Raw genomic sequence first — 22,275 nt, forward strand, 5'->3', positions numbered from 1 at the left:
TGTCGGTGAGCGATCACGCGCGGTGTGCGGGCTGGGGCAAACGATTGGGTCACGGCCAGCCTCCTGGAGTAGCGCGGGCAGTACCGGGGAGTACGGTCTCGCGAATAGTCATCGCGACCCGTATCCCGGGCGCGCGAATTCTCGGAAGGAGAAAGCCTTGCGCCGAATGCGAGGACTTCGTCTCGCCGCGGGGCTGCTTGCGCTGGGCCTCGGCCTGGCCGCGTGCGGCTCGGACACCGGCACCGGCACCGGCAGCGGGTCCACCTCCGGTGGGAACGCCCCGGCGGCCGCCACGGTCAAGGTCGGTCTTGCCTACGACATCGGCGGTCGCGGCGACCAGTCGTTCAACGACTCGGCCGCGCGCGGGCTGGACAAGGCCAAGGCCGAGTTCGGGATCGAAATCAAGGAACTCGAAGCGGCCGCGGGCGAGACCGACGCGCAGAAGGAAGACCGGCTGCGCCAGCTCGCCGAGGGTGGGTACAACACCATCATCGCGGTGGGCTTCGCCTACGGCCCCGCGCTGACGAAGGCCGCGGCGGACTACCCGGAGGTCAAGTTCGCGCTGATCGACAGCGAGGACGCCACCGGCGCCAACATCGCCAACCTGGTCTTCGCCGAGCAGGAGGGCTCGTTCCTCGTCGGCGTCGCCGCCGCGCTCAAGAGCCAGACCGGCAACGTCGGCTTCATCGGCGGCGTCAACGTCCCGCTGATCCAGAAGTTCGAGGTCGGGTTCACCGCGGGCGTCAAGGCCGTCAAGGCCGACGCGACCGTGCAGGTCAAGTACCTGACCCAGCCGCCGGACTTCACCGGCTTCAACGACCCGGCCAAGGGCGAGACCGCGGCCAACGGCATGTTCGACGCGGGCGCCGACGTGGTCTACGCCGCGGCGGGCGGCTCGGGCAACGGCGCGTTCAAGGCCGCCAAGGCCAAGGGCAAGCTGGGCATCGGCGTCGACTCCGACCAGTACAACCTGCCCGCGCTGGCCGACGTCAAGGACGTCATCATCACCTCGATGCTCAAGCAGGTCGACGTGGCGGTGTACGACTTCATCAAGTCGGTCAAGGACACCAAGTTCGCCGCGGGTTCGAAGGTCTACGACCTCAAGGCGGACGGCGTCGGCTACTCCACCAGCGGCGGCAAGGTCGACGACATCAAGGCCAAGATCGACGAGTACAAGGCCAAGATCATCTCGGGTGAGATCAAGGTTCCGGCGAGCAAGTAGGTAGCCGGGAAAGGGCCGTGGACGGGCCCGGGTGACCGCCGGAAAGCGGCCCCCGGGCCCGTCTCGCTTATCTGAACCACGCGCAACGACAAGGATTCGGCCGTGCCAACCGAGCCAACCGAACCACCGGAGCGATCCACCGGCGGCGACCCCGCCTACGCCGTGGAGCTGTCCGGGATCACCAAACGTTTCCCTGGGGTGATCGCCAACGCGGGAGTCGACATCGCCGTCCGGGCGGGCACCGTGCACGCCATCGTCGGCGAGAACGGCGCGGGCAAGTCGACCCTGATGAAGATCCTCTACGGGATGCAGCAGCCCGACGAGGGCACCATCTCCGTCGACGGGAACCCCACCGTGTTCGCCTCGCCCGCGGACGCGATCCGCGCGGGCATCGGCATGGTGCACCAGCACTTCATGCTCGCGGACAACCTGACCGTGCTGGAGAACGTGGTGCTCGGCGGCGAGCCGAGAGCCGGGCTGGGGCTGGACTTCAAGGCCGCCCGCGCTCGCATCCGGGAAATCTCGGCGAGCTACGGCCTCGGCGTCGACCCGGACCGGCTCGTGGACGACCTCGGGGTCGGCGAGCGCCAGCGGGTCGAGATCCTCAAGGTGCTCTACCGGGGCGCGCGCACACTGATCCTGGACGAGCCGACCGCGGTGCTGGTGCCGCAGGAGGTCGACGAGCTGTTCGGCAACCTGCGCGAACTCAAGGCCGAGGGCCTGACCATCCTGTTCATCTCGCACAAGCTGGACGAGGTGCTCTCGGTCGCCGACGACATCACCGTCATGCGCCGCGGCACCACGGTCGCCAGCGTGTCGCCCAAGGACGTCACCTCCCGCCAGCTCGCCGAGCTGATGGTGGGCAGCGCGCTGCCGGTGCCGGAGCTGCGCGACTCCACCGTCACCGACCGGCCGGTGCTGGAGGTCCGCGGGCTCACCGTGGCGGGCGCCGAGGGCCGCAGGGTGCTCGACGACCTGTCGTTCACCATCCACGCCGGCGAGGTGCTCGGTGTCGCGGGTGTCGAGGGCAACGGCCAGGCCGAGCTGGTCGAGGCGCTGATGGGCATCCGCTCGCCGTCCGCGGGCTCGGTTCACTTGCAGGGCAACGACATCACCAAGATGTCCACCCGGCATCGGCGCGAAGCGGGCATGGGCTACATCCCCGAGGACCGGCACCGCCAGGGCGTGCTGCTGGAAGCGACCCTGTGGGAGAACCGCATTCTGGGCCACCAGTCGCGCAAACCCAACGCGCGCGGCCCGCTGATCGACCGGCGCGGCGCGCGGGCCGACACCCAGCGGATCGTGGACGAGTACGACGTTCGCACGCCCAGCATCGACGTCTTCGCCGCCGCGCTGTCCGGCGGCAATCAGCAAAAACTGATCGTGGGCCGGGAGATGAGCGGCAAACCCGTGGTGCTCATCGCCTCGCACCCCACCCGCGGCGTCGACGTCGGCGCGCAGGCCGCGATCTGGGACCACATCCGGCGCGCCCGCGCCGAGCACCTCGCGGTGCTGCTGATCTCCGCCGACCTCGACGAGCTGATCGGCATGTCCGACACCCTCGCGGTGATCCTGCGCGGCAGGCTCGTCGCCGACTACGACCCGTCCAGCGTCACCCCGGAGCAGCTCGGCTGCGCGATGACCGGCGCCGGAGAGGAAGGCTAGATGAGCAGGCTCTCACTGCGCGCTGTCCTGTTGGGACTCGCCGCGCCGGTTGGCGCGCTGGTCTTCGCCGCGCTGGTCTGCGCGGGAATCCTGGCGATCACCGGGAACTCGCCGATCGACACCGTGGACGCGATGGCCACCGCGGCCCAGCGCCCGCGCACGTCGATCAACTCGCTGAACAGCGCGACGCAGTACTACCTGGCCGCCGTCGCGGTGGCGATCGGCTTTCGGATGAAGCTGTTCAACATCGGCGTCGACGGCCAGTACCGGCTTGCCGCGATGCTGTCCGCCGCGCTCGCGGGCGCCACCTTCATGGAGGGCATCCCGTCGTTCCTGCGGGTCACCATGACCGTCGTGGCCGCCATGCTGGTCGGCGCCGCGTGGTCCGGCTTCGCCGCGATGCTCAAGGTCACCCGCGGCGTCAGCGAGGTGATCTCCACGATCATGCTCAACGCGATCGCCACGTACCTGGTGTCCTACCTGCTCAATCCGGCCCGGCTGGCCCAGGATGTGCCGGGTAGCAACAACATCAGCACGCGGCCGATCACCGAGGGCGGACAGGTGCCGGGGATCGACTTCCCCGGGTCCACCTCGAAGATTTTCGGCCTGGTCTTCCTCGCGGTGCTGGTCGGCGTCGTGTACTGGTTCGTGCTTTCCCGCACCCGCTTCGGGTTCGAGCTCAAGGCGACCGGCATCTCGGAGTCCGCCGCGGTGGCCAGCGGGGTCAGCGTGAAGAAGATGATCGTCTACTCGATGCTGCTCTCGGGCGCGGTCGCGGGCCTGGTCGGCATGCCGCAGCTCCTCGGCTCGTCGCACGCGTACTCGCTGGACTTCCCGCCGGGCCTCGGTTTCATCGGCATCGCGGTCGCGCTGCTCGGCCGCAACCACCCGATCGGCATGGCCATCGCCGCGCTGCTGTGGGGTTTCCTCGACAACGCCGCCAACGCGCTCGACGTCTCCGGGGTGCCGCGCGAGATCGTGCTGATCATGCAGGGCGTGATCGTGCTGTCCGTGGTCATCGCCTACGAGTTGGTCCGCCGCTACCGGGTGCGGGCCGTGCAACGGGAGGTCGGCCGCGCGCTGGGCCGGACCAAGACGCTGGAAGAGGTGTCCTCATGAGTGCGGGCGGGCTGACCGTGGGGCTGGAGCCCGCTCCCGTCGCCAAGCGCGGCAGGCGGCTCACGCCGATGGTGTACCTGCTCATCGCGGTGGCGGCGCTGGCCGTGCTGTCCGCGGTGCGGGTGCTGACCGGGGCTACCGACCTGACGTCGAACGGCACCGTGCAGGCCGCGCTCACCGCGGCCGTGCCGATCGCGATGGCCGCGCTGGCCGGGTTGTGGGCCGAACGCGCCGGTGTGGTCAACATCGGCCTCGAAGGCATGATGGTGCTCGGCACGTTCGGCGCCGGATACGCGGGCTACCAATGGGGTCCGTGGGCCGGTGTCGCGTTCGGACTGTTCCTCGGCGCGATCGGCGGGCTGCTGCACGCGGTCGCCACGGTGACCTACGGAGTCGACCACATCATCTCCGGTGTGGCGATCAACCTGCTCGCGCCGGGTGCCGCGCTGTTCCTGTCCAAACTGTACTTCGCGGACGCGCCCGGCGGCGGGCAGAAGCAGTCGCCGCGCATCGCCGACGCGGAAAAGGTGTCCATACCTGGGTTGTCGGACCTGCTGGGCACGATCGAGGCCAAGCGCTGGTTCTTCGTCTCCGACTTCGCGGGCATCCTGCGCGGGCTCACCACCGAGGTGTCGCTGCTGTCGGTGCTCGCGGTGGTACTGATCGTCGGCACCACGTATGTGTTGTGGCGCACGCCGTTCGGCCTGCGGCTGCGCTCCTGCGGCGAGGCGCCGACGGCGGCGGAGTCGTTGGGTGTCAACGTCTACAAGTACAAGTACTACGCGGTGGTGGCCTCCGGCGCGTTCGCGGGCCTGGGCGGGGCGTTCCTCGCGGTCAGCTCCGGGCAGTTCCGCGACGGCCAGACCGGTGGCCGCGGCTTCATCGGCCTCGCCGCGATGATCTTCGGCAACTGGCGGCCGGGTGGGCTGGCCACGGGTGCGGGCCTGTTCGGCTACACCGATGCCATGGCGCTGCGGGGTTCCGACGCGGTGCACGCGCTGCTGCTGTTGCTGGGCATCGCGCTGATCGTGGTCGCGGTGATCCAGTACCGGTCCGGGCACAGCGTGCTTTCCGGTGTCGCGGCGGCGATCGGCGTGCTGTTCGGCTGGTGGTACTTCAGCAGCGCCGAGGTGCCGCCGGAACTGGTCGGTGCCGCGCCGTACGTGGTCACCTTGTTGGTGCTCGGGTTGGCCTCGCAGCGGTTGCGCGTCCCGCGCGCCGTCGGCGAGGTCTACCGCAAGGGTCAAGGTAAGTGACGGTCGACTGGGACGCTCTGCGCACCGCGGCTGTTCGCGCCGCCGCGCTGGCCTACTGCCCCTACTCGGGGTTGCGGGTCGGCGCGGCGGCGCTGGTCGACGACGGTCGCGTGGTCACCGGGTGCAATGTGGAGAACGCCGCCTACGGGGTCGCGCTGTGCGCCGAATGCACCATGGCGGGCCAACTCCGGCTCACCGGTGGCGGCCGGTTCGTCGCGGTGGCCTGCCGCAGCGGCACGGGCGAACTGCTCATGCCGTGTGGGCGCTGCCGTCAGGTGATCTTCGAGCTGGGCGGTCCCGAGTGTCTTGTGGACACCCCGGCAGGTCCCGCGCCGATGAGCGCGGTCCTGCCCGACGCGTTCGGGCCCGACCAGCTCCCGTGACGCCGCGGGATACGGTTGGCGGGTCAGCGTCGAGCCAGGAGGAGCACCGATGGAGCCGTACAGCGCGGTGGATGTCATCCGAGCCAAGCGGGACGGCACGCGGCTGACCGACGGGCAGATCGACTGGGTGGTCGACGCCTACACTCGCGGGGCGGTCGCCGAGGAGCAGATGTCAGCGCTGGCGATGGCGATCTTCCTGCGCGGCATGGACACCGTGGAGACCGCCCGCTGGACCGCCGCGATGGTCGACTCGGGGGAGACGCTCGCGCTGCGCACCGATCGGCCCACTGTGGACAAACATTCCACGGGCGGCGTCGGTGACAAGATCACGCTGCCGCTGGCGCCACTGGTGGCCGCGTGTGGGGCGGCGGTGCCGCAGCTCTCCGGCCGCGGGCTCGGCCACACGGGTGGCACGCTGGACAAGCTGGAGTCCATCCCCGGTTGGCGCGCCCGGCTGACCACCGAGGAGATCCTGGCGCAGCTGGCCGACGTCGGCGCGGTCATCTGCGCGGCCACCGAGGGGCTGGCCCCCGCCGACCGCAAGCTCTACGCCCTGCGCGACGTCACCGGGACCGTCGAGTCGATCCCGCTCATCGCCAGCTCGATCATGAGCAAGAAGATCGCCGAGGGCGCGGATTCCCTGGTACTGGACGTGAAGTACGGTTCCGGCGCGTTCATGAAGACCGTCGAGGACGCGCGGGCCCTGGCGAACGCGCTGGTGGGTATCGGCGTCTCGCGCGGACTGCGGATGTCGGCGCTGATCACCGATATGTCGGTGCCACTGGGCCGGGCCGTGGGCAACGCGGTCGAGGTGGCCGAGTCGGTCGACGTCCTGCGCGGCGGCGGCCCGGCCGACGTGGTCGAACTGACGGTCGCGCTCGCCAGGGAGATGCTGAGCCTGGCCGGTCTGTCCGATGTGGACCCCGCGGCGGTGCTGGCCTCCGGCGCGGCCTACGAGACGTGGGCACGCATGATCCGCGCCCAGGGCGGCGACCCCGAGGCCGCGCTGCCCGAACCCGCGCACGTGCACGTGATCCCGGCGCCGTCGTCCGGTGTCGTGTCCTATTTGGACGCCTACGCCGTGGGTGTGGCGGCGTGGCGGCTCGGCGCGGGCCGGGCACGTAAGGAGGACCCGGTGCAGGCGGCGGCCGGGATTCTGTGTCACGCCAAGCCCGGTGACGTCGTCCGCGCGGGCAACCCGTTGCTGGAGCTGCGAACGGACACGCCCGCCGCGGTGCCCGCCGCGCTCGCGGCCCTGGACGGCGGCTACGCGATCGCCGACACGGCGCCGGAGCGCGCGCCGTTGGTGCTAGAGACGATCCGCGGTTAGGGCGCCGGAAGGATGCCGCGGGTGATCGCCGCGAGGACGGCGGCGGTCCGCCCGCTGACGCCGAGCTTCTCGAATGCCCGCAGCAGATGGGTCTTCACGGTGGCCTCGCCGATGTGCAGCTCGCGCGCGATGTTCGGATTAGACAGTCCTTTCGCGACACATCGGAGCACCTGAACCTCGCGCGGGGTCAGGTCTTGCGGCCCGGGAACGCGCAGTCGGGTGACCAGCTTGGCCGCGACGGGCGGCGCCAGGACCGTCTCGCCGCGCGCCGCGGCGCGGACCGCCTCGGTCAACTGGCGCAGCGGAGTGTCCTTGAGCAGGTAGCCGGTGGCGCCTGCCTCGATGGCGCGCAGGATGTCACTGTCGCTGTCGTAGGTGGTGAGCACGAGCACCTTGGCCGTGCCCGCGGCGGTGATCCGGGCGGTGGCCGCGACCCCGTCCGTCCCCGGCATGCGCAGGTCCATCAGCACCAGGTCCGGCCGCAGCTCGGCGGCCATGCGGACGGCGTCCTCCCCATCGGCGCACTCGCCCACCACGTCGATGCCCGGCTCCATCGACAGCATGTCGCGCAAGCCCGCTCGGACCACGGGATGGTCGTCGACCAGCAGGAGTCGGACGGTCATCGCGGTTCGCTTTCGACAGTCTCGACCGGGCAGGGGAGGACGATCCGCACGGCCACGCCGGAGCCCCGCGCACCGTCGACCTCGATCGTCCCGCCGACCTGGAGGACCCGCGCCCGCATGCCCGCCAGGCCGAACCCGTTCGGCGGCGCGGCCTGATCGAAGCCGCGGCCGTCGTCGCGCACTTCGAGTTCGACCCGCTCGTCCTGGTACCGCAGCAGCACCACCACACCGGCGGCGTCGGCGTGTTTGCGCACGTTGGCCAGCGCTTCCTGGGTGCTGCGCAGCAACACCACCTCGTGGTTGGTCGGCAGGACCCGCGGAGCGCCGGAGACGACCAGGGTGGCAGAGATGCCGAGTTCCCGGCCGACCTGGTCGACCAGCCTGCGCAGTGTCTCCGACAGTGAGGCGGACTCAAGGTGGGTCGGGGCGAGCAGCGCGACCAGCGTGCGGGCCTCGGCGAGGTTGTCCCGCGCGGTCTGGTCGAGCTGGGCCACCCGCCTGCGGGCCGCGTCCGGGTCGCGGGTGATCTCGGAGTCCATGGCCTGCAATAACATCAGGATGCTCGTGAAGCCTTGCGCGAGGGTGTCGTGGATCTCCCTGGCCAGCCGTTCCCGCTCGGCCAGCACCCCGGCGTCATGGCTCACCGCGGCGAGTTCGGCCCGGGTTGTTTCCAGCGCGGAGACGAGATCGGCCCGCTGCGTGCTCTGCACGATGATCTTGTTGATCCAGAGCCCCATCAGCACGCTGGTCACCAGGAGCGCCGCTACCAGGGCCAAAGTCTCCACAACGCTGCGCGAACTGATCTCGCTGCGGGTGAATCCAGAGAGGCCGATCGAGACCACCGTGACGGCGGTGGCGATCATCGCGCCGCGCAGCGGCAGCAGTCTCCAGATGTGCGGATACAGCACGAACAGCATCAGCGATCCGGCCAGATTGACCGTGAAGAGCGCGATCGCCAGCGGAATCGCGACCGCGACGTACAGCACGCCTGCCCGGTGCCGGTCTTCGGCCAGCGCCGGGGCGCCGACCCGCCAGTACCAGCCGCACAACGCGGTCAGGAGCACCAGCGTGGCGGCCGTCCGCGCGGCACTCGCCTGTTCCGCGACGAACGTGAGTATCACGGTCAGCGCCGCCAGCACGCCGAACACGACATGCCAGCCGCCCACGGTGCGGTGCCACGCGTCCACCTCGCGCTCGGCCTGCACGGTTCACCGCCTTCCCTGCCCCAGCCTCGTCGTCACGAGGCTTCGGTGTCCAGCGGCGGATCACTGACCGCCGCCGTCCACCGATCGGTGGACGGCGAACTCCACCCACCGTTGGTGTCGGCCGCTCCGGTTCACCCCTACGGTTTCCGCCATGAGCAACGAACTGTCTGGGCGAATCCTGTTCGTCCTCTCCCTTGTCTTCGGCGGCACGATCGCCATTCTCGCTTGGTCGGGTTCCGGTGCGACCGGCGCCGTCGCCTTTGTCGGCGGGCTCGCACTCGGTGGTTTGTGGGCGGTGCGCGGCGCCTTTTCCCGCCGCGATTCCTCGTCCGCGAACTGAACTCGACCGCGTTCGCACCTCAGATAAAGCCGAACGTCCCCGTGAGGAATCCGCTCGGATAAAGCTGAGCCGAAGGCCCGTGGATCGCGCGGATCGGCCGGGGCCAATCCGGTTGTTTGCGCGGGTTTATGCGCCTGCCGCTATGTCGGTGTCCTCGGTGTCCTCGCGGGGCTTGTCTGCCGACTTGGGGCCTTTTCCGTTGGTGCGACGGCGATTTCCCTGACGCGGGAGGGTGGTGGGGGGTGGCGGGGTGGGGGAACCGCCGCCGAGCATGAGTTCGGCGAAGGTGGCCATGGCCTCGTCCAGGTGGCCGCCGATGCGGCGGACGGACTCGTCGTTGCCCTTGCGGACCAGGGTCTCCACGGACTCGGAGTTCGGCTGGGCCGACAGGGTGCCCTCGACCTTGCTCAGACCCTGCAGGATCGACCCGCTGAGGTCGCCCAGCTTGGCCGTGAAGCCGTCTTCGACGGTGTCCAGGCGGGTGGCCATCTCGTCCAGTCGGGCGGTGACCCGCTCCAACCGCTGGGCCAGGCCCTCCAGGCGGTCACTGGCGTCGACGGTTTCCTGGGTCTCGCGCAGCGCGGCCCGCAACGCCTCGGTGGCCTCGTCCAGCTTGCCCTGCACGGTGTCGCGGGATTCGCCGAGGGACGTACCCAGTGCCTCGCGGGTGCTGTCGAGGTTGCGGGCGGTGGCATCGATCTTGCCGTGCAGCGAGTCCGAGGTCTCGGTGAACCGGCCCTGCAACGCGTCGGTGGCGACGGATACCTTGCCCTGCACCACATCCGAGGACTCGGTGACCGCGCGGGCCAGTGCGTCCTTGGTGCCGTCGAGGTGCTCGTGCACACCCTCGTCGACCTCGTCCAGGCGCCCGCGCAACGCGGTCTCCAGGGTCTCGATCCGCTCGCGGACCGGACCGTGCACGGAGCCGGGCACCTGGTCGATCTTGACGTCCTGCTTGTCGAGGTGACTGTCGAGTTCGTCGATACGGCGGTGGATGCTCGACAGCTTGTCCTCCAAGCCGTTCATCCGGCCCGCCACGCCCTCGAACCGCCCGGCGACGCCGTCGAGGCGGCCGTCGAGTTGGGCGAAGGGGGTGGCGAGCTTGTCGACGATGCTTTCGACCGCGCGGCCGATGGCGGCGATCGCGCTGTCCTGTGTCTCCAGCTTCCGCATCGCCTCGTCCAGGCGCTCCGCCAAGGCGCCGACCTCGGTGCGGTCGGGCATCTCGGACAGGCGCTTGCGAACCGAGCCGATCGACTCCAGCGGCGACAGCCTGGCATGGATCTCATCCAGGGCGTCGAAGATCTGCTGCTGTTCACTCTCACGGATCTCGGCCGCGCGCGTGAGCATGTTGCGCATCCGGTCGAACGACACCGTGGGGTTCGTGCTCTCGTTCACGGAGGTGACCTTCGTCCTGGGGAGGGGATGTGGAGACGCAGGGGAGCCTAGCCAGTCCCAGAAGGCGTCCATACACCACCCGTTGCTTGTTCGGCGGCCCAGACACGAACGATTGGGCCGTATGGTGGACAGTCGACCGGCGGTCGCCGGGACTTCGGCGTACCTTACGTGACCGGTTGATTACTCGAACGAGTGGTGCCCGGGTGTGGGTACCGTGTGCCCATGTCGACCCACGTCTCGGCACCGGTGACCCCGGAAGCCATTGTCAGCGCTCCTAAAGTCCTGCTCCATGACCACTTGGACGGCGGCCTGCGGCCCGGCACCGTCCTCGAACTCGCCGAGGCGAGCGGCTACCGCGACTTGCCGACCACCGACGTCGACAAGCTCGGCACGTGGTTCCGCGCGGCGGCCGACTCCGGCTCGCTGGTCCGGTACCTGGAGACCTTCGCGCACACGTGCGGTGTCATGCAGGACGAAAGTTCACTCGTTCGGGTGGCCGCCGAATGCGCCGAGGATCTCGCGGCCGACGGCGTCGTCTACGCCGAGGTCCGCTACGCGCCCGAGCTGTTCAGCGAACACGGGCTCGCGCTCGACGGGATCGTCGAGGCCGTCCAGGCGGGCTTCCGCGAGGGCGAGCGGCGCGCCGCCGCCGCGGGCCGCACGATCCGCATCGGCACCCTGCTGTGCGCGATGCGCCAGAACGCGCGCTCGCTGGAGATCGCCGAACTCGCCGTGCGGCACCGCGACACGGGCGTCGCGGGCTTCGACATCGCGGGCCCGGAGGAGGGCTTCCCGCCTACCCGCAACCTCGACGCGTTCGAGTACCTGCGTCAGCAGAACGCGCACTTCACCATCCACGCGGGCGAGGCGTTCGGGCTGCCGTCGATCTGGGAGGCCATCCAGCACTGCGGCGCCGAGCGACTCGGCCACGGCGTGCGGATCGTCGACGACATCAAGGTCGCCGAGGACGGCACCGTCCACTTGGGACCATTGGCGGGCTATGTCCGCGACCGGCGGATCCCGCTGGAGATGTGCCCCACCTCGAACCTGCAGACCGGCGCCGCGACGTCGATCGGCGAGCACCCGATCGGGCTGCTGACCCAACTCCGGTTCCGCGTCACGGTCAACACCGACAACCGGCTGATGAGCGGCTGCACGGTGTCCAGCGAGATGGCGGCCCTGGTCGAGGCATTCGGCTACGACTGGAGCGACCTGCTGTGGTTCACCATCAACGCGATGAAGTCCGCGTTCCTCGGCTTCGACGAACGCCTCGCGCTGATCAACGACGTGATCAAGCCGGGCTACGCGAAGCTGATGGGCACCTGAGTTCGGACGCACAGGTGACCGGAATGTCAGGGCGTGGGTGGGGCCTCCGGTCCCGCCTGCGCCCTGTTCGGTAGCCGACACCTCAGGTTGGCAATAGTCTCCTCATTCGCGCGAAGGATTCGATGTCCTCACGAAATTGCCCGAGAGACGCAAGGGTGTACATGCCATCGATCTGCCCGGATCGCCAAAGTTGGTAAATGCGGTTCAAGTCTGCGCGTCGACTCTTCCAGTCGATACCGTCGATTACAGCGACAACAAATTGCGTTGGCTTGCGAACCTCAGCCATCTCCATGACTTCCCGAACCGCATCGGTAAGCTTGGAACCGGTCGAATCGAAGCCCTTCGCCGCTACGGCGATCTGCGCATCCGTGCCGTTCGGAATGGCGAGATCACATGGTGCGTCCCGGCGGTTCCTCCCGATAAACCGCGTGCGCGTCTCGCAGGGCAGACCTAAGCTCGACACTATCGTTTCGATCTCGTCCTCGACTTTACGACCAGAGACTGCGGCGCGCTTGGCGGTCGTCCTGGTCCCAGCACGCGCCACAAGAATGTCACCAAAACTGTACTGCTCGCGTCGCTGATCGGCCACCATTCGCACACAGCGCGGCTTCCTTGAGTTCCGCCGTAGCCACAGTCAACGCGGTCGGATCAACATGGACAGTCAACCGGCCGAGTGAAGAAACGTATTCTTCGAAGTCGGGAGTATCGAGCGCCACGGCTACCGTCCAATGAACAGGTATTCGGCGACATCGCGGCGCTTTGCGGCGGAATGTGTGCCGAAAGAGTATTCGTGAGCAATTGGCCGAAGCTCGACGTCGTCCTTGACTTCACGTAGTAGACCGATGATGGCGGCAGCGTCTGGCAACGCGTTTGACGAGTACGAAAGCACTATGGTCGAGTCTTTGAATCGCTTGAATGTTTCCCGCAGCGCCTCGGTAACTGTTCGCTTGTACGAGAACGGCGTGAATCGCTTTTCGAGTTTCTTGGTCTTGGTGTGTTCCATAATCTTCTGACCTTGCCAGTATACCGACAGTCCCTCAAGGAAATGATATCGCTTGATGTAGTCGTTGTCGTCACGCGGCGGAGCATAGGGTGGATCCAGGTAGACCACATCGTGCCCTGTTGCGTCGACACTGGAGACATCTCCACAAAATGCGCGATTTCTCCGTCGATTTGTGAAAACCACACGGTTGTACGCGGCTACGCATTCGCGGAAATGTTCTCGGAGGGGTAGGTGGAGATCGCGCCGTCCGTCGTCGTATCTAAGATCGGTAAAGGTGAAGACGCCGCGTGGCTGCTTTTTTGCGGAAGCAAGGACCAGGGCTGAGATGGCAATCGCTCGCTTGTGACCGGTCAATTGATCGACGTGTGACCAGGCTGAATCCAAGAAGACTCGGTCATTCTGGGTGAAATAGAGTCCATCGAAAGTACGTTGAATGAAGTCTCGGCCGTCGGCTGACGTGCCACAGATCTTGTCCATGTCGGTTTCCGACAACTGGACTGTCTGGTTGACAACGGCGGCCCGGCAGATGATTGATGGAAAGTTCAAGAAGTCATTCGACGTGACTTGGTACCCCAGGCTCTTGAGCAGGTAGGAGACCACTCCGCTGCCGGAAAAGGCATCCAACGCGGTGTGTCCGCCGAGTTCAACGAAGACCTCGGCCAGATGCGGGGCAAGCCGGTACTTCGAGCCCATGTACCGAAGGCGCGGAAACGCTGCGGTTCGCGCCAGCGCCTCGTCCAAGTCAACACCCTGGTCGAGAATTGGAGTAGCGGTCACTGTGTCATCTTGGCTCATCAGTGGTCGTCAGTGCGGGCGACTCGCGCACGGTGTGCACAAATGTTCGGTGCCCAGGTTGCCCGCTACTGTCGTCCGGTCGGGTCAGCGCACGCGCAGCCGGTCTTCGAGGTTCTGCACCAGCTTGTTCCAGGTGGCCGCCTCGGCGTCGAACGGCGCGCTCGGCGCCATCCGGGTCGGGTCGGGGGCCACCACGTAGGAGACCAGCCAGCCCAGGCTCTCCGACTGGCTCAGCGACTCCGCCACGGTGTCGTCGCCCGCCCAGTCGGCGGCGTCGTTGAGCAGTTCCAGGGCCAGGTCGAGCTGCACCGGGTCGACGGCGTCCACGCCCTCGCCCAGGTCGTCGCCGAGGCCCTGCAGGACGTAGGTGTTGTCGGTGTCGACCTCGACGTCCAGGCTGCCGTCGGTGGCCTTGACCGCCACCTCGCTCCAGGTGGAGACCTCGGCGAGGTCGTTGTCGGCCAGATCCTCGTTCGCGAGGAACTTCGCCAGGCCGCGCGCGGAGGTCGCCACGTCGATCTTGCCCGCCGAGCCGAGGAACACCGGCACGTCATCGAGGTAGCAGCGCAGGGTGTAGTACTCCGAGCCATCGGTGATGATCTTGATGGGGTCGATGCCGACCTCGGCCCAGAAGCCGACCGGGCCGTCCTCTTCCTCTTCTGCGTCGTCCTCGGCGTCCTCGGCCGCGTCGAGATCGTCGTCCACGGCCTCGACCGCTTCGGCGTTGAACGCGGCCAGCTCTTCGGCACTCTTCTCCAACGCGGCCGCGTCCACGTCCGGCACCGCCACCACCGAGTCGAGCGCGTCGAGCACCTCGTCCCAGCGCTCGGCGATGGTCTGCGCCAGGTCGGTCCACAGCCGCTCGCCGTCGCGGCCGGTGAAGGGCAGCGTGCCCTGGTCGAGCACGGAGAACCCGTCGGCCGAGTTCAGCACGTCGTGCACCTCGTCCAGCTCGCACACGTCGGCGAGTGAGCGCACGATCGCGACGATGTCGGCCAGCTCGCCGACGGTCCAGGTGTCCGGCTCGTCCGCGGCCAGCTCCGGCACGCCGACCAAGTCGTACTGGTGTTCCTCGTCGGGCATCAGCTCGGCCACCGACAGCGCGGGCACCAGGTGCCACGCCGGGTGGTCGGACAGGTCGTGCTCGGTGGCGGTGCGGACGAACGCCGCGAGCTGCGCGGTGTCCGGGAAGGCGTAGAGGTCGTCCTCGTGGCCGAGGAACGCCTCCCATTCCTCGCCGTCCTCCCGCCAGCGCGGCGCCCACAGCGTGACGACGTCACCCTGCGGCAACCCGAGCTCGATCGGGACGATGTCCTGGGCCATTGGAGGTCCTCCTGGTCGCGCAGCCATCGGCGTACGTGCGCGCAAACACGCGCGATGCGATCGGCAGCCTACGGGGTGCGGATCATCGGTCGGAACGTAGGGAGGACAGGTCGAACGACAGCGGGTCGTCGGGGTCGAACCTGTCGTCGTGGACCGGGCCGCGGGCGGATGGTTCGCCGTCGGCGCGGCGGACCCGTTCGTCGCGCCCGCGTTGGAACTCCTCGGCGGTGATGCCCGGTTTCGCGGCCTGCCGGGCGGGCGCGGCGCGGCCGGAGATCAGCTCGATCGCGTAGGTCATGTTGTCGCCGAGCAGGGGTGCGAGCCTGTTGTAGCCCGCCTGCGTGGCCTGGTCCATCGCGGCCTTGGCGACCAGCACGATCAGCTTGCCGAGCTGGTCGGCACCCCAGCGCACCGCGTCTTGGCGCAACCACAGCTCGATGAGCTTGCCGCGGCCGTCGACGGTGACCCGGATGCTCTGGTGGTGGTCGTAGGCCGTGCCGGTGACGCCCTGCAGCACGGTGTCGATGTTCGCGAGCGCCTCCTGCCGCGCCCGGCCGTCCTCGATGAGCTGACGGGTGCTGCGCTCCAGCGGCTGCCGGTCGGTCACCTGGTGGCCCGCCGTCCGCCCGTGGGCCCGAGCGGCCGGTCGAACGCCTCGTCCTCGTCGTCCTCGATCGGCTCGTAGCCCAGTGACGTCAGGTGTTTCTCGCCCGCGGGGCCGAGTACCGGCGCGAGCGCCTGGTACATGTTCGCCCCCGCTCGCCGCGTCGCCCGCTCGGCGAGCGCCGTGATCTGCGCGGCCAGCGCGTCCGACCCGGCCGACAGCGCCGCCGGGGTCAGCGTCACCTCGGACAGCAGCCCGCCAGGCCCCACCACCACGGTGACCGCGCCGTCGCCGCTCGCGGCCTGGCCGGTGACCGGCCCGACCCGCCGCGCGGCATCCGCGCGGGTCTGCTCGACCTTGCGCGCCACGGTGTCCAGCTCGTGCTCGACGTCGATCTCCACGTCTCCCAGTCTGCCGCAGGGTCAGCCCGTCGGCCGGTAGAAACCGACGAACGGCATGCCGGAGTTGGTGGTGCGCAGCGGGCCGACCTGGACCGGGTCGCCTGCCTCGACGATCTGGCCGTTGCCGATGTACATGGCCACGTGGCCCTCCCAGCACACCAGGTCGCCGGGCACGAGCTGGTCGGCGGACGGCACCTCGGCGCCGATGTCCTGCTCGCGGGAGGTGCGCGGGATCTCCAGGCCGCCCTCGCCGTAGGCGTACTGGGTTAGGCCGCTGCAGTCCAGGCCGACGCCGGGCGCGGTGCCGCCCCAGACGTACGGCACGCCGAGCTGGCCCAGCGCGGCCCGCACGGCGCGCGCCGCGGTCTCGTTGGGCGCCTGCACGGTGCTGCCGTCCGGCAGGTTCACGGCGACGCCGGTTCCCGGCTGTGGCGGGATGGCCATCGGCAGCCTGCGCTTGGTGACCGCGCCTCCGCCACCCCCACCGCCGCCGTCCCCGCTCCCGCCGCCACCGGTCTGGCGGTCGTTGTACGCGGCGGGTGGAGCCGTCGTGGTCTCGGCGCCCGCCGCCGAGGTGGAGCCCGGGTCGCCGGTGAGCTTGGTGACAACCCCGCTGAGCTGGGTCATCACGGTTTCGAGGTTCATCGACGTGTCGCCGGTGAGCTGCGCGGCGTAGCTCGCCAGCCCGGTGAGCTTCTGCTGTGCGCCCGCCGGGTCGCCCGCCTGCCGCAGCGCCGCCGCGGCGGAGAGCAGCTCGGCGGCCTTGCGGTTGAAGTCGTCGATCTGGTCCTGGTTGACTTTCTGGCCGACCTTGAGGATCTCCCCGGCCTCCCGGACCGCCTGCCGCACGTCGGTGCTGTACTGGCTCAGCTCCGCGCCCATCGTGTCCTGCTGGGTGACGTCGGCCTGGTGGCGCACGGCCCCCTGCCCGGTCCACCCCTCGCGCAGCGAGCCCGCGTAGCGCGTCGCGTCGGTGCCGACGGTGTCCAGCGTGCTGGTGACCCCCGCGTGCGCGGTGCCGATCCGGTCGATGGCGTTGTCGTCGGTGGCGAGGTGGCGCTGGGCGGTGGCCGCGGGCTGGATCATCGGGTCCAGCAGTTCGCGCACAGGTGCGGTCACGTCGGCTCACCCGCCGCGCGGCGCAGGGCGGCCGAGGCGTCCTCTTCGGTGGCGGCCATGTTCGTCCACGTGTTGCGGACGGCCTCCGCGGTGCCGCCGAGGCTGTCCGCCAGCCCTTGGACGCGGCGGTGCTGGCGCAGCGTGGCCTCCCGGATCGCCTGGCTCAGCCCGACCTCGCTGCCGATCTTGGAGAACGCGTGCTCGCCGAACTGCGCCGTGCCGCCGAGGTCCCCGAGCCCCCGGAGCTGCTCGGCGAGCGGGTGCACGCCCGCGGTGTAGGCGCGGAACGCGTCCTCCTCGCCGTGGTAACCCCACACGTCCGAGTGCGTCATCTGGTCCCCCTCCTCGTCGGGACATAGGACGCCCGCCCGGTCCCGATCGCTCCCCTGCGATCGAAATCCAGGTTAGGACAAGATCCGCCCGCGAGGGGCCGAACGCACACGATTGGCGGACATACCCCGAACCGCGGGTGCGCGACTCCGGCGGCTGCTATCGGGACAGGACCGCGCGCAGCCGCGGGGCGAACCCGTCGGGGTCGCGCGGGCTCGCGCGCTTCGAGGGCCGCAGCTCGCTGCGGTCGTGGCTCTACACCGTGGCCACCACCGAGGACGTCACCTGGTCGATGCCGCCGATGGCGCACTGGTACCGCGGCATCGCCGCCGTCACCGACTTTGCCGTGCGGGTCCCGTTCACCTGCGGTTCGTGGCGGCATGTCGCGATCAGCGCGAACGGTCAGCCCGCGCTGGCCTGCTACCTCCGCACCGGCGACGAGGGGCAGCACACCGGTTGGTCGATCACCGTGCTGACGCTGCGCGGCGACCGGATCGCCGAGGTCACCTCGTTCGTCGGCCGCGACCATTTCGCCCTGCTGGGTCTGCCTGATTCGCTGCCCTGAACGCGCAGCGGCCACTCGCCGCTCGACTCGTCTGGGTTCGGACCGGGTCAGACGCCCATCGGGTGCCAGACGGTCTTGGTCTCCAGGACGGCCCGCAGCCGCGAGATGTCCGGCTGCCGGGTCCAGTCCGGCTCGGTCGACGGGGTGCGCAGGACGCGTTTGACGGTGCCCGCCGCGGCGGCCTCCAGTTCGGTGCGCAGCTCGGCCGGGGCGCCGGTCAGGTCGAGCGCGTTGACGTCGGCGTGCGAGGCCAGCCACGGGGCCAGCTCGGCGGTGTGCCCGGTGAGCAGGTTGACCACGCCGCCCGGCACGTCGGAGGTGGCCAGCACCTCGGACAGGGTGATCGCGGGCAGCGGGCGCGCGCCACTGGTGACCACGACCGCGGTGTTGCCGGTGGCGATCACCGGGGCGAGCACACTGATCAGGCCCAGCAGCGAGGACTCCTGCGGCGCGAGCACCCCGACGACCCCGGTCGGCTCGGGCACCGAGAACGAGAAGTACGGCCCCGCCACCGGGTTCGACGCGCCGAGCACGGTGGTGATCTTGTCGGTCCAGCCCGCGTACCAGACCCAGCGGTCGATCGCGGTGTCCACAAGCGACTGTGCCTTCTTCGCCTGCACGCCTTCGCTCGCGGACACCTCGGCGGCGAACTGCTCGCGCCTGCCCTCCAGCACCTCGGCGACCCGGTAGAGCACCTGGCCCCGGTTGTACGCGGTGGCCGACGACCACTTGCCGAACGCCTTGCGGGCCGCGCCGACGGCCTCGCGAAGGTCCTTTCTGGACGCTTGCGCCGCGTTGGCCAGGAACTTCCCGCGCGAGTCGGTCACCGGGTAGGTGCGGCCCGATTCGGATCGAGGGAAAGCTCCACCAAGGTACAACTTGTACGTCTTCGCGACGGCAACCCGTTGGTCGGCTCGGCCGAACGTGACTCGGTCAGACATCGAGGTATGCCTCCAGCCCAGTCCGGCCGCCCTCGCGACCGAAGCCCGACTCCTGATAGCCGCCGAACGGCGCGGTCGGGTCGAAACGGTTGAATGTGTTGGCCCACACCACGCCCGCGCGGAGCTGGTTCGCCATCCAGAGGATCCGGGAGCCCTTCTCGGTCCAGACGCCCGCGGACAGCCCGTACGGGGTGTTGTTCGCCTTCGCCACGGCCTCGTCCGGCGTGCGGAAGGTGAGCACCGACAGCACCGGGCCGAATATCTCCTCGCGGGCGATCCGCATGGCCTGGCTGACGTTCGCGAACACGGTCGGCGCGAAGAAGAAACCCTTGTCCGGCACCGGACACGGGCTGGTCCAGCGGACCGCGCCCTCCGCGTCGCCCGCCGCCACCAGCTCCTGGATCCTGGTGAGCTGCTCGCGCGAGTTGATCGCGCCGACGTCGGTGTTCTTGTCCAGCGGGTCGCCGACGCGCAGCGTGGCCACCCGGGTGTGCAGCTTCGCCAGCAGTTCCTCGGCCACCGACTCCTGCACCAGCAGCCGCGAGCCCGCGCAGCACACGTGGCCCTGGTTGAAGAAGATGCCGTTGACGATGCCTTCGACCGCCTGGTCGAGCGGGGCGTCGTCGAAGACGATGTTGGCGGCCTTGCCGCCCAGCTCCAGGGTCAGCTTCTTGCCGGTGCCCGCGAGCGACCGCTGGATGATCTTGCCGACCTCGGTCGACCCGGTGAACGCGACCTTGTCGACACCAGGGTGATTCACCAGCTCCGCGCCGACATCACCCGCGCCCGGCAGGATGTTCACCACCCCCGGCGGCAGCTCCGCCTGCTGGATGATCTCGGCCAGCACCAGCGCGGTCAGCGGCGTCGTCTCGGCGGGCTTGAGCACAACCGTGTTGCCGCAGGCCAATGCGGGCGCGATCTTCCAGGACGCCATCAGCAGCGGGAAGTTCCACGGGATGACCTGCCCGGCGACGCCCAGCGGCCGCGGGTCGGGGCCGAAACCCGCGTAGTCGAGCTTGTCGGCCCATCCCGCGTGGTAGAAGAAATGCGCCGCCGCGGTGGGCACGTCGGTGTCGCGCGCCTCCTTGATCGGCTTGCCGTTGTCGAGGCTCTCCAGCACCGCCAGCTCACGCCCGCGCTCGGCGATCATCCTGGCGACCCGGAAGATGTACTTCGCCCGCTCGCCGCCGGGCATCCGGCCCCACACCTTGTCCTGCGCGCGGCGCGCGGCCTTGACCGCGCGGTCGACGTCCGCCGTGCTCGCGGTGCTCACCTCGGCCAGCACTTCCTCGGTGGCCGGGTTGATCGTCTTGAGCGGTTCGCCCGCGCCCTCGACGAACTCGCCGTCGAGGAACATCCGGTAGCTCGGCTTGAGGTTCGCGATCCCCCGCGACTCGGGCGCGGGGGCGTAGTCCCAGGTCATCTCAGTCCACCGTCACATAGTCGGGGCCGCTGTAGTGGCCCTCAAGCTGGGTGCGCCGCTGCATCAGCAGGTCGTTGAGCAGGCTCGACGCGCCGAAGCGGAACAGATGCGGGTCGAGCCACCGCGGCCCGGCCACCTCGTGCACCGCGACCAGGTAGCGGATCGCGTCCTTGGTGGTGCGGATGCCGCCCGCGGGCTTGACCCCGCGCAGCTCCCCGGTCGCGGCGTGCCAGTCGTGCACCGCCTGGAGCATCACGTGCGTCACCGGCAGCGTCGCCGCGGGGGAGACCTTGCCGGTGGAGGTCTTGATGAAGTCGCCGCCCGCGAGCAGCGCCAGCCACGACGCGCGGCGCACGTTGTCGTAGGTCGCCAGCTCGCCGGTCTCCAGGATCACCTTCAGGTGCGTGTCGCCGCACGCTGCCTTGATGGTGCGGATCTCGTCGAAGACCTGGCCGTAGTGGCCGGACAGGAACGCGCCGCGGTCGATCACCATGTCGATCTCGGTGGCCCCCGCCTCGATCGCCAGCTCGGTGTCGGCGATCTTGATCCGCAGGCTGGAGCGGCCGGACGGGAACGCCGTCGCGACGCTGGCCACGCCCACCCCGGTGCCCGCCACCTCGGCGGCCGCGGTCGCCACCATGTCCGGATACACACACACCGCCGCGACGTGCGGCACGTCGGGCCGGTCCGGGTCGGGCCTGCGCGCCTTGGCGCACAGCGAGCGGACCTTGCCCGCGGTGTCGGCGCCTTCCAGGGTGGTCAGGTCGACCATGGTGATCGCGGTGTCGATCGCCCACAGCTTGCTGGCCTTCTTGATACTGCGCGTCGCCAGACCCGCACTGCGCTGCTCGACGCCGACCTGGTCCACGCCGGGCAGCCCGTGCAGGAACCGCCGCAGCGAGGTCTCGTCGCGGGTGGCGTCGGCGAACTCGGGCGGTGGCCCGGCACTCACCACTGGGGTCGACGTCTTCGTCGAGGACTCGGCCATGACGGCGAGTCTAGGCCGTGTCCCGAGTCGTTCCCGGTCAGGAACCGCGGTCGAGCATGGTGACGACCGGGCCGCGCGACCGGGGCACCATGCGCACGCCGTCCGTCATGCGGACATTTGGCGCCCGCGGGGTGTGCCGCCGCGACCGCCGTGTTGCGAGTGGGTGCCACCCGTGCCGTCAGTCCTCGATCTCCCTGCGGTCGTCGGCACTGCCGATCTTGGGTTTGCGCGTCGGCCGGACTTCGACCCCGCCCATCATCGCGAACCCCGTCACCCGCACGACCGGGCTGCCGGGCGGTCCCTCGGTGTAGACCCGGCCCTCGAACGCGCCCATGAACCCGGACCCGGTGACGTGCACCGTGATGTCCGGCGGCACGGTGATCTCGATGCCGCCCATCAGCGCGAACGCCTGGATGACGGTCTCCTGCGCCTCGAACTTCGCGTGGGTGAGGTCGATGTCGACGCCGCCCATGATGGCGACCGCGGTGAACGTTGGCGGGACCGTCCACGGGCCCTTGCGCTCGGAGCCGGACATGATCGCGATCGCGCTGGAGGACGAGCCGCGGCCGCCGATCCGGTTGTGCCGCGGCGCGGCGAGCGGTTGGGGCCGCGGTAGCGGCGCCGGGACCACCTGCTGGCCAGGCAGGTCGCGGACCAGCGGTTCGAGTTCGCCGAAGGTCTTGGCCGTGTAGAGCTGGTCGAGCCGTTCCTCCAGCTCGGTGACGCTGAGTCTGCCCTCGGACATGGCGTCGTGCAGGGCCTTGGCGAAGCGCTCCCGATCGGCGTCGGACGCGCGCATCTCGTACGGGCCGGGAAGTCCAGACTGCTCACTCACGCCGACGAGCGTAGCGCGACGGGGTGACGCCGTGGCCACGGGCGAAACATCCGTGACCACGGATTTCAACCGGACCGGGGC

23 protein-coding genes are annotated in these 22,275 nt (G+C 69.5%); 9 read left to right on the forward strand and 14 right to left on the reverse strand.

Annotated features, from left to right (window positions below; translation table 11 throughout):
• Positions 1-166 precede the first annotated feature (166 nt).
• The 6 genes from ACT4N7_RS07180 (at position 167) to ACT4N7_RS07205 (ending at position 6,975) form a co-directional block, all read left to right on the forward strand.
• Positions 167-1,222 (forward strand): BMP family lipoprotein, encoded by a 1,056-nt coding sequence (locus tag ACT4N7_RS07180; RefSeq protein ID WP_444827804.1) that lies wholly within the window; start codon positions 167-169, stop codon positions 1,220-1,222.
• Positions 1,223-1,324: 102 nt separating this feature from the next.
• Positions 1,325-2,887 (forward strand): ABC transporter ATP-binding protein, encoded by a 1,563-nt coding sequence (locus ACT4N7_RS07185; RefSeq protein ID WP_444827805.1) that lies wholly within the window; start codon positions 1,325-1,327, stop codon positions 2,885-2,887.
• The gene (locus tag ACT4N7_RS07190; RefSeq protein ID WP_444827806.1) at positions 2,888-4,006 is read left to right on the forward strand and encodes an ABC transporter permease; all 1,119 of its coding nucleotides are present in this window, start codon (positions 2,888-2,890) and stop codon (positions 4,004-4,006) included.
• Positions 4,003-5,262: an ABC transporter permease gene (locus ACT4N7_RS07195; protein WP_444827807.1), complete on the forward strand. Its 1,260-nt coding sequence runs from the start codon at positions 4,003-4,005 to the stop codon at positions 5,260-5,262. The genes ACT4N7_RS07190 and ACT4N7_RS07195 overlap by 4 nt, the downstream gene beginning before the upstream one ends.
• Positions 5,259-5,645 (forward strand): cytidine deaminase, encoded by a 387-nt coding sequence (locus tag ACT4N7_RS07200; protein WP_444827808.1) that lies wholly within the window; start codon positions 5,259-5,261, stop codon positions 5,643-5,645. The genes ACT4N7_RS07195 and ACT4N7_RS07200 overlap by 4 nt, the downstream gene beginning before the upstream one ends.
• Before the next feature lie 49 nt (positions 5,646-5,694).
• On the forward strand, positions 5,695-6,975 hold the full coding sequence (locus ACT4N7_RS07205) for a thymidine phosphorylase (protein ID WP_444827809.1): 1,281 nt from the start codon (positions 5,695-5,697) through the stop codon (positions 6,973-6,975).
• On the opposite strand, the gene ACT4N7_RS07210 is transcribed toward ACT4N7_RS07205, so the two are convergent.
• Together ACT4N7_RS07210 and ACT4N7_RS07215 are read right to left on the reverse strand one after the other, a co-directional pair.
• Positions 6,972-7,598, reverse strand: coding sequence for a response regulator (locus tag ACT4N7_RS07210; protein ID WP_444827810.1), 627 nt, complete (start codon positions 7,596-7,598; stop codon positions 6,972-6,974). The two genes, ACT4N7_RS07205 and ACT4N7_RS07210, sit on opposite strands and share 4 nt — an antisense overlap.
• Positions 7,595-8,803, reverse strand: a complete 1,209-nt coding sequence (locus tag ACT4N7_RS07215) for a sensor histidine kinase (RefSeq protein WP_444827811.1) — start codon at positions 8,801-8,803, stop codon at positions 7,595-7,597. The genes ACT4N7_RS07210 and ACT4N7_RS07215 overlap by 4 nt, the downstream gene beginning before the upstream one ends.
• A 151-nt stretch (positions 8,804-8,954) precedes the next feature.
• Between ACT4N7_RS07215 and ACT4N7_RS07220 the strand changes: the two genes are divergently transcribed.
• Positions 8,955-9,143 carry a hypothetical protein gene (locus ACT4N7_RS07220; RefSeq protein ID WP_444827812.1) on the forward strand — a complete coding sequence of 63 codons (189 nt, stop codon included), beginning with the start codon at positions 8,955-8,957 and terminating at the stop codon, positions 9,141-9,143.
• 126 nt (positions 9,144-9,269) lie between these two features.
• On the opposite strand, the gene ACT4N7_RS07225 is transcribed toward ACT4N7_RS07220, so the two are convergent.
• Positions 9,270-10,502 (reverse strand): hypothetical protein, encoded by a 1,233-nt coding sequence (locus ACT4N7_RS07225; RefSeq protein WP_444827874.1) that lies wholly within the window; start codon positions 10,500-10,502, stop codon positions 9,270-9,272.
• Between the two features lie 261 nt (positions 10,503-10,763).
• On the opposite strand from ACT4N7_RS07225, the gene ACT4N7_RS07230 reads away from it, so the two are divergent.
• A complete protein-coding gene (locus ACT4N7_RS07230; RefSeq protein WP_444827813.1) occupies positions 10,764-11,867 on the forward strand; it encodes an adenosine deaminase in 1,104 nt (367 codons plus the stop codon).
• Between the two features lie 82 nt (positions 11,868-11,949).
• Here ACT4N7_RS07230 and ACT4N7_RS07235 read toward each other — a convergent pair whose 3' ends face one another.
• From ACT4N7_RS07235 to ACT4N7_RS07265, 7 genes are all read right to left on the reverse strand, one after another.
• Positions 11,950-12,456: a hypothetical protein gene (locus ACT4N7_RS07235; protein ID WP_444827814.1), complete on the reverse strand. Its 507-nt coding sequence runs from the start codon at positions 12,454-12,456 to the stop codon at positions 11,950-11,952.
• A gap of 129 nt (positions 12,457-12,585) precedes the next feature.
• The gene (locus tag ACT4N7_RS07240; protein ID WP_444827815.1) at positions 12,586-13,611 is read right to left on the reverse strand and encodes a DNA adenine methylase; all 1,026 of its coding nucleotides are present in this window, start codon (positions 13,609-13,611) and stop codon (positions 12,586-12,588) included.
• A gap of 138 nt (positions 13,612-13,749) precedes the next feature.
• Entirely contained in the window at positions 13,750-14,988 is a 1,239-nt protein-coding gene (locus ACT4N7_RS07245; protein WP_444827816.1) for a primosomal protein, read from the reverse strand.
• An 82-nt stretch (positions 14,989-15,070) separates the two neighbouring features.
• Positions 15,071-15,595: a YbaB/EbfC family nucleoid-associated protein gene (locus ACT4N7_RS07250; protein WP_444827817.1), complete on the reverse strand. Its 525-nt coding sequence runs from the start codon at positions 15,593-15,595 to the stop codon at positions 15,071-15,073.
• Positions 15,592-15,993 (reverse strand): YbaB/EbfC family nucleoid-associated protein, encoded by a 402-nt coding sequence (locus tag ACT4N7_RS07255; protein WP_444827818.1) that lies wholly within the window; start codon positions 15,991-15,993, stop codon positions 15,592-15,594. Before ACT4N7_RS07255 ends, ACT4N7_RS07250 begins: the two co-directional genes overlap by 4 nt.
• Positions 15,994-16,014: 21 nt before the next feature.
• Entirely contained in the window at positions 16,015-17,112 is a 1,098-nt protein-coding gene (locus tag ACT4N7_RS07260; RefSeq protein ID WP_444827819.1) for a C40 family peptidase, read from the reverse strand.
• A complete protein-coding gene (locus ACT4N7_RS07265) occupies positions 17,109-17,444 on the reverse strand; it encodes a hypothetical protein (protein WP_444827820.1) in 336 nt (111 codons plus the stop codon). Before ACT4N7_RS07265 ends, ACT4N7_RS07260 begins: the two co-directional genes overlap by 4 nt.
• 137 nt (positions 17,445-17,581) lie before the next feature.
• On the opposite strand from ACT4N7_RS07265, the gene ACT4N7_RS07270 reads away from it, so the two are divergent.
• Positions 17,582-18,007, forward strand: coding sequence for a hypothetical protein (locus tag ACT4N7_RS07270; RefSeq protein WP_444827821.1), 426 nt, complete (start codon positions 17,582-17,584; stop codon positions 18,005-18,007).
• 47 nt (positions 18,008-18,054) lie between these two features.
• Here ACT4N7_RS07270 and ACT4N7_RS07275 read toward each other — a convergent pair whose 3' ends face one another.
• The 4 genes from ACT4N7_RS07275 to ACT4N7_RS07290 all read right to left on the reverse strand — a co-directional run bounded on the left by ACT4N7_RS07275 (position 18,055) and on the right by ACT4N7_RS07290 (position 22,194).
• The gene (locus ACT4N7_RS07275) at positions 18,055-18,948 is read right to left on the reverse strand and encodes an aldehyde dehydrogenase family protein (RefSeq protein ID WP_444827822.1); all 894 of its coding nucleotides are present in this window, start codon (positions 18,946-18,948) and stop codon (positions 18,055-18,057) included.
• A complete protein-coding gene (locus ACT4N7_RS07280) occupies positions 18,941-20,371 on the reverse strand; it encodes an aldehyde dehydrogenase family protein (protein ID WP_444827823.1) in 1,431 nt (476 codons plus the stop codon). The genes ACT4N7_RS07275 and ACT4N7_RS07280 overlap by 8 nt, the downstream gene beginning before the upstream one ends.
• Before the next feature lies 1 nt (position 20,372).
• Entirely contained in the window at positions 20,373-21,359 is a 987-nt protein-coding gene (deoC, locus tag ACT4N7_RS07285; RefSeq protein ID WP_444827824.1) for a deoxyribose-phosphate aldolase, read from the reverse strand.
• Positions 21,360-21,537: 178 nt separating this feature from the next.
• Positions 21,538-22,194 (reverse strand): DUF1707 SHOCT-like domain-containing protein, encoded by a 657-nt coding sequence (locus ACT4N7_RS07290; RefSeq protein ID WP_444827825.1) that lies wholly within the window; start codon positions 22,192-22,194, stop codon positions 21,538-21,540.
• Positions 22,195-22,275 lie beyond the last annotated feature (81 nt).

Source organism: Actinokineospora sp., from assembly GCF_052390155.1.
In the GTDB taxonomy this organism is placed as follows: Bacteria; Actinomycetota; Actinomycetes; order Mycobacteriales; family Pseudonocardiaceae; genus Actinokineospora.

Coding starts and splice junctions, on each gene's coding strand:
- ACT4N7_RS07180 (WP_444827804.1), top strand. CDS start 167: ATGCGAGGACTTCGTCTCGCCGCGGGGCTGCTTGCGCTGGGCCTCGGC.
- ACT4N7_RS07190 (WP_444827806.1), top strand. CDS start 2,888: ATGAGCAGGCTCTCACTGCGCGCTGTCCTGTTGGGACTCGCCGCGCCG.
- ACT4N7_RS07195 (WP_444827807.1), top strand. CDS start 4,003: ATGAGTGCGGGCGGGCTGACCGTGGGGCTGGAGCCCGCTCCCGTCGCC.
- ACT4N7_RS07205 (WP_444827809.1), top strand. CDS start 5,695: ATGGAGCCGTACAGCGCGGTGGATGTCATCCGAGCCAAGCGGGACGGC.
- ACT4N7_RS07210 (WP_444827810.1), bottom strand. CDS start 7,598: ATGACCGTCCGACTCCTGCTGGTCGACGACCATCCCGTGGTCCGAGCG.
- ACT4N7_RS07220 (WP_444827812.1), top strand. CDS start 8,955: ATGAGCAACGAACTGTCTGGGCGAATCCTGTTCGTCCTCTCCCTTGTC.
- ACT4N7_RS07225 (WP_444827874.1), bottom strand. CDS start 10,502: ATGCGCAACATGCTCACGCGCGCGGCCGAGATCCGTGAGAGTGAACAG.
- ACT4N7_RS07230 (WP_444827813.1), top strand. CDS start 10,764: ATGTCGACCCACGTCTCGGCACCGGTGACCCCGGAAGCCATTGTCAGC.
- ACT4N7_RS07245 (WP_444827816.1), bottom strand. CDS start 14,988: ATGGCCCAGGACATCGTCCCGATCGAGCTCGGGTTGCCGCAGGGTGAC.
- ACT4N7_RS07265 (WP_444827820.1), bottom strand. CDS start 17,444: ATGACGCACTCGGACGTGTGGGGTTACCACGGCGAGGAGGACGCGTTC.
- ACT4N7_RS07275 (WP_444827822.1), bottom strand. CDS start 18,948: ATGTCTGACCGAGTCACGTTCGGCCGAGCCGACCAACGGGTTGCCGTC.
- ACT4N7_RS07280 (WP_444827823.1), bottom strand. CDS start 20,371: ATGACCTGGGACTACGCCCCCGCGCCCGAGTCGCGGGGGATCGCGAAC.
- deoC (WP_444827824.1), bottom strand. CDS start 21,359: ATGGCCGAGTCCTCGACGAAGACGTCGACCCCAGTGGTGAGTGCCGGG.